Genomic DNA, 13554 nt, shown 5'->3' with positions numbered 1-13554 from the left:
TGATGCGGGGCGGAGGCGGGGCGAGGGATGCTTCCCCGGCCGCGAGGAGCGGAGCGCAGTCGATGCCGGCGGCATCGTCGAGCATCCGGGACGCTGCGGAGGGGAAGCAGGACCGGCCTGCCGACCCCCGCATCGTCGAAGGACACTCTATAGCTCCTTGCGGATGTCGACGACGCGCAGGAGCGCGAAGACGATGAGGAGGACGGTGGCGAGCAGCACGACGGCGTTGGCGGCGGCGATCGGGAACTGGAGGTAGCTGATCTCCGTCTGGATCGTCTTGCCGACCGAGGCGATCTGCTGGCCGCCCATCAGGCCGACGGTCACGAAGTCGCCCATGACGATGGTGAGGACGAAGATCGAGCCGATGGCGATGCCGGTCTTCGACAGCGGCACGATGACGTTCCACAGGATCTGCCAGCCGGAGGCACCGGCATCCCGTGCCGCCTCGATCAGCGAGCGGTCGATGCGCAGCATCGAATTGTAGATCGGCACCACCATGAAGAAGGTGAAGAGGTGGACGAAGGTCAGCGTCACCGAGAAGGAGGAATACAAGAGCCAGTCGATCGGCTGGTCGATCGCCCCGATGCCCATCAGGGTCCGGTTCACCAGACCCTCGCGGCCGAGGAGCGGGATCCACGAGATCATGCGGATGACGTTGGAGGTCCAGAACGGGATCGTGCAGACCAGGAACAGCATCGACTGCACCGCCTTCGAGCGCACCTCGAAGGCGAGAAAATAGGCGATCGTGAAGCCGATCCCGAGCGTCAGCACCCAGACCCGGAGCGCGAAGCCGAGCGTCGACAGATAGGTGCGGAAGGTCGTGCAGAGCACCGGTAGCCGCGTGATGCAGCGGTCGAAGACGTCGGCATAGTTCTGCAGCGTGAAGGCCGGCTGGATCTGGTAGTTGTCGTAGGTCCAGAAGCTCACCATCACGATGAAGGCGAGCGGCACCACCAGAAACAACAGGAACACTAGCGCCAGCGGCGCCGCCTGGAGATAGGGCGCAAGCCCCGTGCGATCGGTCGCTGCCATGCGGCCTCCGTGGGTGGGAACGTTGCAGCGTGGGGCCGCGTGGATGTGGCGGGGCTGCCGCCCCGAGCCCCGCTCGGGAAGGAATTCCCGAACCCTTCTTTTCGTTTGGGACCTTTCCGAAGATCGGGAGGGCCGCTGGCCCTCTCGATCTTCGGACACCTCATCAAATGAGGAGGGGCCAGGGGACATCATGTCCCCTGCGACAACCGCCGCGCCTTATGCCGCGACGAACTCGTTCCATTTGCGGACCATGTAGGCGTCCTCGTCCATCACTGCGTTCCAGCAGGCGACGGCGCCCATGCGCTCGTTGAAGGAGCCGCCGTCGCGCACGTCGCCGGTCTTGGCGATGACCTGGCCCTGCGGGGAAAGAATGTCCTTCTCGGCCGGCTTGCCCTCCATCCAGTAGGCCCATTCGTAGGGCTGCATGGCGGACTTGGCAGTCGACAGGACGCCGGAGTAGTAGCCCTGGCGGTTGAGGAAGGCGCCGGCCCAGCCGGACAGGAACCAGTTGACGAACTCGTAGGCGGCGTCGAGCTTCGGGCCCTCGAGCGTCGCGGGCAGGGCGAAGCCCGAGGCCCAGGCGCGGTAGCCCTCCTTCAGCGGCTGGAAGCGGCAGTCGATGCCCTTGGCGCGCACGGCGGTGACGGCGGGCGACCACATGGACTGGATCACGGTCTCGCCGGAGGCCATGAGGTTGACGCTCTCGTTGAAGTCCGACCACAGGGCTCGGAACTGGCCGCCCTGCTTGGCCTCGATCAGCGCGTCGATCGTCAGGTCGATCTCGTCGCGGGTCATGTTGCCCTTGTCGGGATACTTGTACTTGCCCGACGCCTCGATCGCCATGGCGGCGTCCATGATGCCGATCGAGGGGATGTTGAGGATCGAGGCGCGACCCTTGAACTCGGGGTTCAGGAGTTCCGCCCAGCTCTCGATCGGGCGCTTGATGAGGTCGGGCCGGATGCCGAGCGTATCGGCGTTGTAGGTGGTCGGGATCAGCGAGATCCACTCCGTCGGCGTCGCCGAGAAGGCCTTGGACTTGTTGGCCTCGAGATAGAGCACCTTCCACGGCGCGGTGCCCTGGTCGCCGATCTTCTTGCCGTCGATCTCGCCTTTGGTGAACACCGTCGTGATGTTGTCGAATTCCTTGATGCGCTTGGCGTCCATGCCCATCAGGTTGCCGGTCGGCACGAACTTCTTCAGCGAGAAGTATTCGGTGTCGACGATGTCGAACGTGTTGGGCTGGGTGATGATGCGCTTCGTCACCTCGTCGGTCGTGACAGGCACGTACTCGATCGTGATTCCGAGATCCTCCTTCACCTTGGCGGCGATCTCGGTCGACTGGTTCACCGCCGTGCCGAGATAGCGCAGCGTCTTGGCCTCCTGCGCCCGCGCGCCGGACACGAAGGGAAAGCCGGTGACCTTGGTGGTCACGACCGCGCCGGCGGCGAAGACCGCCCCGGACTTCAGGAAGGCGCGGCGGTCGAGCCCGGTGGTCTTGGGGGTGTCGCTCATGAGGTGGTCTCCTTGGGTCGGGGGCTGGAGGCGGCTGCGGATCAGGCGGCTTCGAGCACGAACTCGTCGCCGCGCGACCAGTGGACGGCACGCGTCTGCCCGAGTTCGGCCGGGGTCGCGTTGAACTGCTCTTCGGGGATCACGGCGGTGATCTCGCCGGCGTCGCCGGCATGGACGACCACGGTGACGGTGGCGCCGCCGTATTCGACGCCGCGCACCTCGCCGGAGACGGAGCGCGCGTCGGCGCTGCCCTCGCCGATGCGCACCCGGTCGGCGCGCACCGAGACGGGCCGGCCGTCGAGCTGCAGGACGTTATGGCCGCCCATGAAGCGCGCGACGAAGCCGGTGGCCGGGCGGTGGAAGACGTCCTGAGGGCTGCCCGCCTGCTCGATGCGGCCGTCCCGCATGATGACCACGAGATCGGCGAGGGCCATCGCCTCGTCCTGCCCGTGCGTGACGTGGAGGAAGGAGATGCCGAGTTCGCGCTGGAGCCGCTTCAGCTCGGTGCGCACGCGAAGGCGCAGGAACGGGTCGAGCGCCGACAGCGGCTCGTCGAGGAGAAGGATGCCGGGATCGGTGACGAGGGCTCTCGCGAGCGCCACGCGCTGCTGCTGGCCGCCGGACAACTGGGCGGGCATGCGCGCCTCGAAGCGCGCGAGGTCGACGAGCTCCATGACGGCGCGCGCCTTGCGGTATCGCTCGTCCTTCGAGGCGCCCTTCATCTTCAGGGAGAAGGCGACGTTGTCGAGAACGGTGAGGTGCGGAAACAGCGCGTAGGACTGGAACATCATCGCGGTGCCGCGCCGGGCTGGCGGCAGATCGGTGACGTTGTTGGCGCCCAGGATGATGTCGCCGCCCGATGCGCTTTCGTGGCCGGCGATCATGCGCATGGTCGAGGACTTGCCGCAGCCCGAGGGTCCAAGGAAGCAACAATAGGTGCCGGCCGGCACGCGCAGGTCGATCGCGTCCACCGCCGTCGTCGCGCCGTAGCGCTTGGTCAGTTTGACGAGTTCGAGGTCTCCAGGGGCCATGCGTCCGTCTCCGCTTCTCTCGCAGGAGACGGATGCAGGAAGCGTGCCACATCGAGGCTGGCCGGAAACGCGCGGCTTCGGCAGCGGGGAGGGAAGGCAACGCATCCATGGGCGGCGCCCGATGCCCATGGACGAAGCGCCGCCTCTCGTTTCCTGCCTAAAGCGTATACAATTTGTGTATCCGATCCGCTGATCGTCACTCGGTCGGCGTGGCACGGTTCCTGCATGAAACACGTCGGCAGCCGGCGGCCGCCCAGAACGGAGACGACGCGTGCCCCCCGATCCCGCTTCCCCCGGAGACGTCACGGCCTCATGGGAGCCGATCTGCGACGGCATCATGCATGCGATCGCGCGTCACCGCCTCGGGCCGGGCGCCAAGCTGGTCGAGGAGGAGATCGCCGAAATCTATGGCGTCAGTCGCACGGTGGTGCGGGCCGCCCTGCAGGCGCTGGCGCGCGACGGCGTCGTCATCCTCCAGCGCAACAAGGGCGCCCGCATCGCCCATCCGACGCCGCGCGAGGCGCGCGAGATCTTCGAGGCGCGGGCCGTGATCGAGCCGCCGCTCGCCGCCCTTGCGGCCGAGCGCATGGGGCCGGACGACGCCGCGAGGCTGCGCGCCGCGATCGACGCCGAGCATGACGCGCTGAACGCCGACAACCCGCGCGAGGCCGTCTACCACTCCGCCGACTTCCATCGCAGGATCGCCGCGCTATCCGGCCACGGCGTCCTCGCCGCGATCGTGGATGGGCTCCTGTCCCGCTCCTCGCTGGTGATCGCGCTCTACTGGCGGCAGACGGCGACGCTTTGCGACAACGCCGCCCATCTCGCGCTTCTCGACGCCCTGGTGCGCGGGGCCGGCGACGACGCGTCCGGGCTGATGAAGCGCCATGTTGAGACGCTTCTGGCCGATCTCGACCTGACATCCAGTCCGCCGCCCGCGTCGGACCTTGCCAGCGCCTTGAGCCTTCGCCGTCGTCGAGCCCTCGTCAGGCGTTCTGGCGGATGAACTCGCGCGCGGCTTCCTTGCTCATCGGCTTAGCGAACAGGAACCCCTGCGCTTCGGTGCAGCCGTTGGCGGTGATGTAGTCGAGCTGGGCCGAGGTCTCGACGCCTTCGGCCGTGGTCGTCACGCCGATCTTCGACGACAACTCGAGGATCGACTTGATGATCGCCACGCTCTTGGCGTCGCCGTTGATCGCCTGCACGAAGCTCCGGTCGATCTTGATCTTGTCGAACCGGAAGTTCTGCAGCGAACTCATCGACGAGTAGCCCGTGCCGAAGTCGTCGATCGACACGCGCACCCCCAGTTCCTGCACGGAGCGCAGGAAGCCGACCGTCTCCGGCTTGAGGGCCAGGAGCGAGCTCTCGGTGATCTCGAGCTCGAGGCGGCTCGGATCGAGCCCCGTCGCCGCCAGCGTGTTGACGAGGACCGGCAGCATCTCGCCGTGCCCGACCTGGAGCGCCGAGACGTTCACGGCGATGCCGATATCGGCAGGCCATTGGGCGGCCTCCGCGCACGCTTCACGAAGGACCCAGTCGCCGAGCGCCACGATCAGCCCGGTTTCCTCGGCCAGCGGGATGAACTGGTCGGGAGCGATGGTCCCCTGCATCGGGTGATGCCAGCGAACCAGAGCCTCGAACGACTTGAGTCTGGCGGTCTGGGCGTCGAACAGCGGCTGGAAGTTGAGTTCGAGGCAGCCGTCCTGAACCGCATGGCGCAGGTCCATCTCGAGGATGCGGCGGGTCCGGCGCTCTTCCAGCATCGCCGGATAGAACACCTTCACCTTTCCCTTGCCGTCGGCCTTGGCCGCGTACATTGCGGTATCGGCAGCGTTCAGGGCTTCGTCGACGTCGGCGTCGGCGAACGCGGGCGACAGGCGGACGAGGCCGCAGGACGCCCCGAGACACGCTCTACGGCTATGTCGTGGGCGGCGGCATCGAGCACAAGCTGACGCAGTCGATCAGCGTGCGGGCCAAAGGCCTGTACTACGATCTCGAGAACACGACCGTCTACGCGTCCGATCCGGTCGCCTTCCCGGGGCAGCGGATCTCCTACGGCTTCGACAACGACGGCTTCATCGGCCGCATCGGCCTCGCCTACTCGTTCTGATCGGGAGCGAGTCCCGTTCGGGCTCCAGGGCGGTGAGCCCGGAGCTTCGGCCGGCTAGACGACCCACCCCACCATCGGGGTGGGCCTACGACATGGCGCTTCAGTAGCCGCCCGAAGCGCTCTCCTTCGCTGCCCCGACGATCGCGACGCTGGCGCTCGCGCCGATGCGGTTCGCACCGGCTGCGACCATCGCCCGCGCGGTCTCTGCGGTACGGATGCCGCCCGATGCCTTGACGCCGACGTCCGGGCCGACCGTGCGGCGCATGAGTTCCACCACCTCGACGCTTGCGCCCCCGGTCGAAAAGCCGGTGGAGGTCTTCACGAAGTCCGCGCCGGCTTCGGCCGCGATCCGGCATGCTGCCGTGATCTGCGCTTCGTTCAGCAGGCACGTCTCCAGGATCACCTTCAGGACGCGACCCTTGAAGGCCTCGCGCACCGCCGCGATGTCGGCGCACACCCGGTCGAGGTCACCCTCGCGCAGGGCTCCAATATCCAGCACCATGTCGAGTTCATCGGCGCCCTCGCCGACCAGCCAGGCGGCTTCCGCCGCCTTGGCCCCGGCGCCGCCCGCGCCGAGCGGGAACCCGAGCACGGCGCAGGTCTTCACCGGCGTGCCCCGCAGCCGCTCGGCGACGAAGGCGACATGGACACCGTTGACGCACACCGAGGCGAACCCGTTCGCCACCGCCTCGTCGCAGTGCCGCGCGACGTCCGCGCGGGACGCCTCGGGCTTCAGGATCGTATGGTCGATCAGCGCCGCCAGATCGTTGCCCGGTCCGGCGCTCGCGAAGTCCTGCATGAAGCCTCCAGGGCGTATGACGGTCGGGTCGAGAGCGAACGGTCTTTCACGACCCTCAAGGGGCGTCAAGCCGACCGGAAGCCGGTCCCGTCGCGCTCAGTCGCGGACGGGGGCGTGCGCCGCGCCTTGCGCGACGACCGAGCGCTCGATGCGCTCGCGGTCGAGCACGCCCGAGCGGCGCAGTTCCGCCTTCAGCTTGTCGATCGGCGGCGCGTAGAGGAAGCCGAACGAGACGCAGTGGTCGCGGCCTTCGACCGCATGGTGCAGGCGGTGCGCCTGCACGAGGCGCTTGGCGTAGCCGCGATGCGGCACGTAGTGGAACGGCCAGCGCTGATGCACCAGCCCGTCATGGGCGACGAAGTAGAGAAGACCGTAGATCGTGATCCCCCAGCCGATGGCGAGGAGGATCGGCGACAGGTAATGGCCGACGAAGAACAGGGCGACGGCGAAGACGCTGAAGACGACCGCGTAGAGGTCGTTCTTCTCGAACAGCCCTTCGGTCTCCTCATGGTGCGACTTGTGCCAGCCCCAGCCGCTGCGCCCATGCATGACGTATTTATGGGCGCCCCAGGCGAACCCCTCCATCGCGACCACGGTCACCAGAACGATCAGGGCGTAGAGGAGGAAGTCGAGGGTCATGGCCGCTTCGCTGAATGGGTTCCACACGTGTTTCGATGCCGAACGGGGCTAGGGTATGGCAAGGGACCGCGCCGCTGCCAAGCATTTCCCGATCGCGCCCTATCGCCACAGGAGGCGACGCGGGTCCGGCGCGGATCGGCGGCGTCGGCTCTCCGCTTCGTGATCGCCGATCCCCGCGCGGCAACGAGCCGACTTCCTTCCCGCGCCAACCGGTGGCAGGACGCGGGAGCCGATGTCGTAAGATCGGCAAACAGCCGCAATCGACTGGCATAGTGCCGCATGGTGCTGTTCGGGCGGGGCGATCGAGGTAGGTTGAGCGTGATGCACGAATACACCGCCCTGACCGAGATGAAGACGATCGCCCGGCGCGCGCCGGCCGCGTCCGCGCGCCCGACGCTTCGCCCGTTCCAGGCGGCGATCGGGCTCACCCTGGCGGCCGCGATCCTCGTGTCCTGGCTGACGATCCATTTCGGGGCGGTGTTCTTTCTCGAACTGAATTGGACGACCGCGCCGTTCGTCCCGCTGCTCGTGGCCGTCCAGTGCTGGCTCACCGTCGGGCTCTTCATCGTGGCGCACGATGCGATGCACGGCTCGCTCGTGCCCGGATGGCCGCGGCTGAACGCGGCGATCGGCACGTTTATCCTGACGATCTATGCGGGCTTCGCCTGGGCGCGCATCCGCGCCGCCCACATGGCCCACCACGACGCGCCGGGCACGATCGACGATCCCGACTTCTTCGCGGATGAGCCCGACCGCTTCTGGCCTTGGTTCCGCACCTTCTTCATGCGCTACTTCGGCCGGCGGTCGATCCTCTTCGTCAGCACCGTCGTGACGCTCTACATCGTCGTCTTCGGGGCATCGGTCGCCAACGTCGTCCTGTTTTACGGGATGCCCTCGCTCCTTTCGTCGATCCAACTCTTCTACTTCGGGACGTTCCGCCCGCACCGCCACGAGGAAAGCGGCTTCGTGGATGGCCACAATGCGCGCTCCAACGAGTTCGGTTACCTCGCCTCGCTCCTGTCCTGCTTCCATTTCGGCTACCACCACGAGCACCATGACCAGCCATGGGTGCCCTGGTGGGCGCTGCCATCGCAGTGGCGGCGCAAACGCGAGGCGGCGCTCTAGGGCAGGCCTGCCGGCCGGTCAGAGATAGGCCGGCACCATCGAGCGGACATCGACTTTGGCCTGGAGGCGAGCCGCCAGCAGCGCCATGCCGCTGACCTTGCGCTGGACGAAAAGCGTGTCGGTCGGCGGGATGTGCCAGGTCGCCCGGTCGCTCGCCATCGCGGTCGCGTGCTCGCGGATGATCGGGACGAGGCGTCGGTCCGCGAAGTCGAACGGTCCCCCGCGCGACGCTTCCGTCACGATCAGGTCGATGATGCGATCGACGAGATCTCCATGGCGCCGCACCGCCGCCTCGCCGAGGAAGCCAGCCTCGACCGCGGCGCGCTTCACCGCCTCGCGATCTTCCGAAAGGCCGGCAGCCAGAAGCCGGCGGTAGGCTTCGGACGTCTCGGCCGTGACGGCGCGCACGGCACCGAAGTCGAGAAGCACGATCCGGCCGGTCGCCGGCTGGTAGCGGAAATTGGCAAAGTTCGGATCGGTCTGCATCCGCCCGAAGCGGAAGAGTTCGTCGAGCGTCAAACCGATGAGGCGGGCGGCGATCCGATCGCGCTCCTCCTGCGAGCGTCCCGCGGTCGTCTCGATCGGGACGCCCTCGATGAACGACATGGCCAGCACGTTGTCGGTCGTGAAGTCGGCGGCGACGGTCGGCACGACGAAGGCGTCGTTGCCTTGGAGAAGGCGGCCGTAGGCCTCCATCTCGGCGCCCTCCCGCCGGTAGTCGGTTTCCTCGTGCAGCTGCGTCTTCGCCTCGGCGAGAAGGGCCGTGATGTCGAGTTGTGGCGGCAGGAGGCCGGAGACGCGCAGAAGCGTTGCGACGTTGTCCACATCCGCATCGATGCTGCCGCGCACGCCGGGATACTGGACCTTGATCGCCAGCTCGCGGCCGTCGAGCGTCCGGGCGCGATGGACCTGTCCGATCGAGGCGGCTGCGATCGGACGGTCGTCAAAGCGCTCGAAGCGAATGCGCCACTCGCGGCCCCACTCGGCCGTCAGCACCCGCTCGAGCTGGACGCGCGGCATAGGGTCGGCCTCGGCGCGCAACCGCGCCATAATCTCGGAAAGCTCCGGTGGCAGCGTGTCGCCGGCATCCAGCGAGATCATTTGGCCGAGCTTCATGGCCGCGCCGCGCAGGTGCGACAGGCGGTCGGCGACGCGCACGAGATTGCCGGGCGTCAGCAGCATGTCGCCGACCCTCGGACGCTGGCCGTCCGCGATGCGCCGCGCTCCCTCGGCGAGCATGCCGCCGGCGATCCCGCCCGCCAGCCGCCCGAACTGCCCGAGCCGCGACAGGCGACCGCTCGGCACCGACCGGCCCTTCGAACCGTTGTCCCACCCGCTCATCGCTTCCTCATCCTGCACTGCCCGACCAAGCCGGTGTGCCGCGCGGCGAACGATCGCTGCGGCCACGCCGGATCGTCGGTTCCGTCGTCGCAGGTGAGATGGGGACGCCTCGGCCAAAGTCGCGCCCCGCGCCGTGCGGCCAATCGCTCGCAGGGCCCCGAAAAAAGGGGGCGGTCGCAAGGACGCCCGCCGACAGGATCGACGGGCGTCCGCTTGCTCCGTGCGTGTGGCTTACTTCAGCTGGTCGGCCGTGTAGTAGCCGCTCTCGACGATCGTCTTCTGGATGTCGTCCCTGGTCACGAGCACCGGCGTCAGGAGGTTGGCGGGCACCACCTTCACCCCGTTCTCGTAGGTCTTGGTATCGTTGACGGCCGGCTCCTTGCCCTGGCCGATGGCGTCGATCATGTCGACGGTGACCTTGGCAAGATCGCGGGTGTCCTTGAAGACGGTCGAATACTGCTCGCCCGCCAGGATCGCCTTCACCGACGGGAGGTCGGCGTCCTGACCGGAGATCACCGGCATCGGCTTGCCGCTGCCGCCATAGCCGTTGGCGGTGAGCGCCGAAATGATGCCGATCGCGAGGCTGTCGTTGGGCGAGAGGACGGCGTCGATCTGCTTGCTGCCGTAGTAGGACGACAGGAGGTTCTCCATCCGGGCCTGGGCGACCGCCGGATCCCAGCGCAGCGTGCCGATCTTGTCCATGCCCATCTCGTCCGACGTCACGACCAGCTTGCCGCTGTCGATATAGGGCTGCAGCACGCTCATCGCGCCGTTATAGAAGAAGAACGCGTTGTTGTCGTCCGGCGAGCCGCCGAAGAGCTCGATGGCATAGGGACCCTTGCCGCCCTTCAGGTCGAGCTTGTCGGCGATCGAGGTCGCCTGCAGGACGCCGACTTTGAAGTTGTCGAAGGTCGTGTAGTAGTCGACGTTCGGCGAGTTGCGGATCAGGCGGTCGTAGGCGATGACCTTGATGCCCTTGTCGTGCGCCTGCTGCAGCACGTCCGTCAGCGTCGTGCCGTCGATCGAGGCGATCACCAGCGACTGGACGCCCGCGGCCACCATGTTCTCGAGCTGGCTGATCTGCGTCGGGATGTCGTCCTCGGCATACTGCAGGTCGGTCTTGTAGCCGCGCTCCTGCAGCTGCTTGACGATGTTGTCGCCGTCCTGGATCCAGCGCTGCGAGGATTTCGTCGGCATCAGGACGCCGACCGTGCCCTTGTCCTGCGCCGACGCGCCGAGCGTCGAAAGGCCGAGCCCGAGCATGGTGGCGGCCAGAAGCATGGTTCTGCGGTTCATCGTGTGTCTCCCGTCTGCGTGCCGATGCCGGGTCCCTCGACCCGTCCTCCCCCGGCACAAAGTCCTGTTGTCTCGAGGTCCGGCGCCGGCGGCAATCCGGGCAGGGCGCCGCCCGGCAACCCGGATGAGAGCGACGGCGAAGCGCCAAGGCCCGGACCTCCATCCGGCGACGCCCACCCCGTCATCCCGCATTCGGCCTGCGCGCCACGCTGCCGTTCCCGTCACTTTGAGCTACGTACCTCAAATCTCCTCGATCTGGGTATCGCAACACGGGTGGCGTGGCAACCGGGGTCAGGGGAGGTTGTCGGGGAAGATCACCTCGATGCGAATGCGCTCCTGGCTCTCGTTGAGCACAGTCCCGGTCAGGGCCGCCATCAGGCAGCGGACGGCCGAGCGCGCCTCGTGGCCGGGGTCCTGCGCGATCAGCGCATCGAGGATGCCCTCCTCGAGAAGCGGCCGCGTTTCCGACGTCAGTTCGTGGCCGATCACCACGGGCGCGAGTCCCGCCTCCCGGATCGCCGCGGCGACGCCCGACGAGCCGGCGCCCGCGTTGTAGACCGCACAGGGCCTTGCCCCCGCCGCGAGCGCGTCGTGGACGACCGCGCGCGTCCGGTCGATGTCGTCAGCGCCTTCGAGGACGGCTGCGACGCTCATCCCGGGAAAGCCCTCACCGAGCGCCGCGCGGAAGCCTTCCAACCGGTCGCGATGGTCGCGAAGGTTTTGCGAGCCAAGGACAACCAGCACCTGTCCCGCCGGATCGGCCGCGAACCGCCCGATGATCGTCGCCGCGACCCGGCCCGCCGCGCGGTTGTCGATGCCGACATAGCGGTGGCGCTTCGACCCCGGCACGTCCGACACCAAGGTGACCACCGGCACCCCATCGGCGACGGCTGCGTCGATGGCTTCGGCGACGCGCGGATCGTCGAGCCCCATCGTGATCACGGCGTCGCTCCCGCGCGCAGCCCTAGCGAGCGCATCCACAAGGATCGTCGGCGAGAATCGGTCGACCTCGTCGAGCGCGAGCGTCAGGCGGCGCTGTCCCTCGGCGCGGCAGGCCTCGGCGAGTTCCTCCGCAAGTCCTGCGACGAACGGATTGGCAAAGCGCGGCAGGATGGCGGTGACGTGGAAGCCGGAGCGGCGGGCGAGGGCGGCCGCGCCCGCATGGCGCTCGAAGCCGAGTTCGCGCACCGCCGCCTCGACGCGCTCAATCGTCGCTGCGCGCACGCCCGGCCGCCGGTTCACGACCCGGTCGGCCGTGGCAAGGCTCACCGCCGCGCGCCGCGCGACATCGCGTAGCGTCGGGGCACCGATCCGCCCTTGATCGTCCATGAACCTCCCCCGCACGCTCCGGCCACGCCACGGCATGGGTCCCGGCCGTTCCCTCTCCCGCCCCATTCCTTGAGCCGCCCGGCGATCCGGCGCAAGACCGGTGTGGGTCGAACCTCGAACCTTCGGACCGGGCGCGTCGGTAAAGTGCGATCTGCCGCGGCGGGCAGGGTGAACGCGCAAGGCCGTCCTGCGTTACCACACATGCTTCACGACCCGCGCCCCGCCCTTCGCTCCACACCGATCTGGCGTCCGAAGCGCGTCCTCGTCACGGCCTCCGCGCAAGCCTACCCGCACGGGCGCTCGATCGCTGAGCGGGCGGAGGCGCTGGGGCTCACCGTGGAGCGCCTGCGCTCCGACCGGCTTCCGCTCGAGCGCGGCGAGGACCCGCGAAAAGCCTATGCGCGCGCCAAGTCGACGCTCGCGGTCGTGGTCGCGCCGCCTTCGAAGCTCCGCCTCCAGCCCATCGCGCCGAGCGCCGACTGGCGGGTCGATCTGGCGGAAGGCTGCCCGGCCCATTGCAGCTACTGCTACTTGGCGGGCTCGCTGAAGGGACCGCCCATCACGCGCGTCTACGCCAATCTCAGCGAGATCACCGGCGCGCTGCCGTCCTACCTCGGGCAGGGCGTCGTGACGTCCCGCAGCGCCGAGCGGGCTGCCGAGGGAACGACGTTCGAAGCGTCCTGCTACACCGATCCCTTAGGCATCGAGCCCGTCACGGGGTCGCTCTCCGCGCTGATCTCGTGGTTCGGGCGCTGGGACGCGCCGGTGCAGCTGCGCTTCACCACCAAGTTCGCGTCCGTCGATCCGCTACTCGATCTCGATCATCGCGGGCGCACGCGCATGCGCGCCTCGCTGAACCCCGATGCCTTCGCGCGGTTCGAGGGCGGGACCAGCCGCGTCGCGGAGCGCCTGCAGGCGCTGCGGCGCATGGCGGAGGCCGGCTACCCGATCGGGCTGACCATCGCCCCGATCATCGCCGCGGACGGTTGGGAGGACGCCTATGGCGGCCTGATCGCGGATATCGCCGCCGTGCTCGGCGAGCTTCCCGCCTCGGCCGACCCGACCGTGGAACTCATCACCCATCGCTATACGCCGGGGTCGAAGGCGGTTCTGGAAAGCTGGTATCCGGGGTCCGACCTCGACATGACCGGGGCGCAACGTCGCGAGAAGCGGACGCGGTTCGGCGCCGTCAAGCAGGTCTACGACGCGCCGACGATGGCGGCGTTGCGGCGCTTCTTCGAGACCGAGATCGCCGCCAGGCTCCCGGCCATGCGCGTCCTCTACTGGACATGAGAAGGCGGGCACCGTCGGCGCATCGGTCGCATGGACGATGCCGGATG

At 68.1% G+C, this 13554-nt stretch carries 13 protein-coding genes; 4 read left to right on the top strand and 9 right to left on the bottom strand.

What is annotated here, in order from left to right; all coding sequences use genetic code 11:
• Window positions 1-147: 147 nt before the first annotated feature.
• From BM175_RS02835 to BM175_RS02825, 3 genes are all read right to left on the bottom strand, one after another.
• Window positions 148-1032 (bottom strand): ABC transporter permease, encoded by an 885-nt coding sequence (locus tag BM175_RS02835; RefSeq protein WP_090958873.1) that lies wholly within the window; start codon window positions 1030-1032, stop codon window positions 148-150.
• A gap of 216 nt (window positions 1033-1248) precedes the next feature.
• A complete protein-coding gene (locus BM175_RS02830) occupies window positions 1249-2544 on the bottom strand; it encodes an ABC transporter substrate-binding protein (RefSeq protein ID WP_090958870.1) in 1296 nt (431 codons plus the stop codon).
• Window positions 2545-2585: 41 nt separating this feature from the next.
• Entirely contained in the window at window positions 2586-3575 is a 990-nt protein-coding gene (locus BM175_RS02825; RefSeq protein WP_090958867.1) for an ABC transporter ATP-binding protein, read from the bottom strand.
• 271 nt (window positions 3576-3846) lie between these two features.
• On the opposite strand from BM175_RS02825, the gene BM175_RS02820 reads away from it, so the two are divergent.
• Entirely contained in the window at window positions 3847-4581 is a 735-nt protein-coding gene (locus tag BM175_RS02820) for a GntR family transcriptional regulator (protein WP_244545832.1), read from the top strand.
• On the opposite strand, the gene BM175_RS02815 is transcribed toward BM175_RS02820, so the two are convergent.
• Window positions 4562-5392 (bottom strand): putative bifunctional diguanylate cyclase/phosphodiesterase, encoded by an 831-nt coding sequence (locus tag BM175_RS02815; RefSeq protein WP_090958861.1) that lies wholly within the window; start codon window positions 5390-5392, stop codon window positions 4562-4564. The two genes, BM175_RS02820 and BM175_RS02815, sit on opposite strands and share 20 nt — an antisense overlap.
• A gap of 107 nt (window positions 5393-5499) precedes the next feature.
• Between BM175_RS02815 and BM175_RS02810 the strand changes: the two genes are divergently transcribed.
• Complete coding sequence (locus tag BM175_RS02810; RefSeq protein ID WP_090958858.1) at window positions 5500-5685, top strand: hypothetical protein; 186 nt, start codon at window positions 5500-5502, stop codon at window positions 5683-5685.
• A 100-nt stretch (window positions 5686-5785) separates the two neighbouring features.
• Here the strand turns inward: BM175_RS02810 and deoC are convergent, their stop codons facing one another.
• Together deoC and BM175_RS02800 are read right to left on the bottom strand one after the other, a co-directional pair.
• Window positions 5786-6484: a deoxyribose-phosphate aldolase gene (gene deoC, locus BM175_RS02805; RefSeq protein ID WP_090958855.1), complete on the bottom strand. Its 699-nt coding sequence runs from the start codon at window positions 6482-6484 to the stop codon at window positions 5786-5788.
• 96 nt (window positions 6485-6580) lie between these two features.
• Complete coding sequence (locus tag BM175_RS02800; RefSeq protein WP_090958852.1) at window positions 6581-7123, bottom strand: sterol desaturase family protein; 543 nt, start codon at window positions 7121-7123, stop codon at window positions 6581-6583.
• Window positions 7124-7444: 321 nt separating this feature from the next.
• Here BM175_RS02800 and BM175_RS02795 point away from each other — a divergent pair, with 321 nt between their 5' ends.
• Window positions 7445-8248: a fatty acid desaturase gene (locus BM175_RS02795; protein WP_090959178.1), complete on the top strand. Its 804-nt coding sequence runs from the start codon at window positions 7445-7447 to the stop codon at window positions 8246-8248.
• A gap of 18 nt (window positions 8249-8266) precedes the next feature.
• Here the strand turns inward: BM175_RS02795 and BM175_RS02790 are convergent, their stop codons facing one another.
• From BM175_RS02790 to BM175_RS02780, 3 genes are all read right to left on the bottom strand, one after another.
• Window positions 8267-9589 (bottom strand): ABC1 kinase family protein, encoded by a 1323-nt coding sequence (locus tag BM175_RS02790; RefSeq protein WP_090958849.1) that lies wholly within the window; start codon window positions 9587-9589, stop codon window positions 8267-8269.
• Window positions 9590-9820: 231 nt separating this feature from the next.
• A complete protein-coding gene (gene chvE, locus BM175_RS02785; RefSeq protein WP_244545842.1) occupies window positions 9821-10870 on the bottom strand; it encodes a multiple monosaccharide ABC transporter substrate-binding protein in 1050 nt (349 codons plus the stop codon).
• Window positions 10871-11176: 306 nt separating this feature from the next.
• Window positions 11177-12214 (bottom strand): LacI family DNA-binding transcriptional regulator, encoded by a 1038-nt coding sequence (locus BM175_RS02780; protein WP_175526732.1) that lies wholly within the window; start codon window positions 12212-12214, stop codon window positions 11177-11179.
• A gap of 201 nt (window positions 12215-12415) precedes the next feature.
• Here BM175_RS02780 and BM175_RS02775 point away from each other — a divergent pair, with 201 nt between their 5' ends.
• Window positions 12416-13507 (top strand): SPL family radical SAM protein, encoded by a 1092-nt coding sequence (locus tag BM175_RS02775; RefSeq protein ID WP_090958840.1) that lies wholly within the window; start codon window positions 12416-12418, stop codon window positions 13505-13507.
• The last annotated feature ends 47 nt before the right edge of the window (window positions 13508-13554 follow it).

Origin of the sequence: Aureimonas phyllosphaerae, assembly GCF_900113065.1 — a bacterium.
In the GTDB taxonomy this organism is placed as follows: domain Bacteria; phylum Pseudomonadota; class Alphaproteobacteria; order Rhizobiales; family Rhizobiaceae; genus Aureimonas; species Aureimonas phyllosphaerae.
This window is presented reverse-complemented; position numbering and strand designations above follow the sequence as displayed.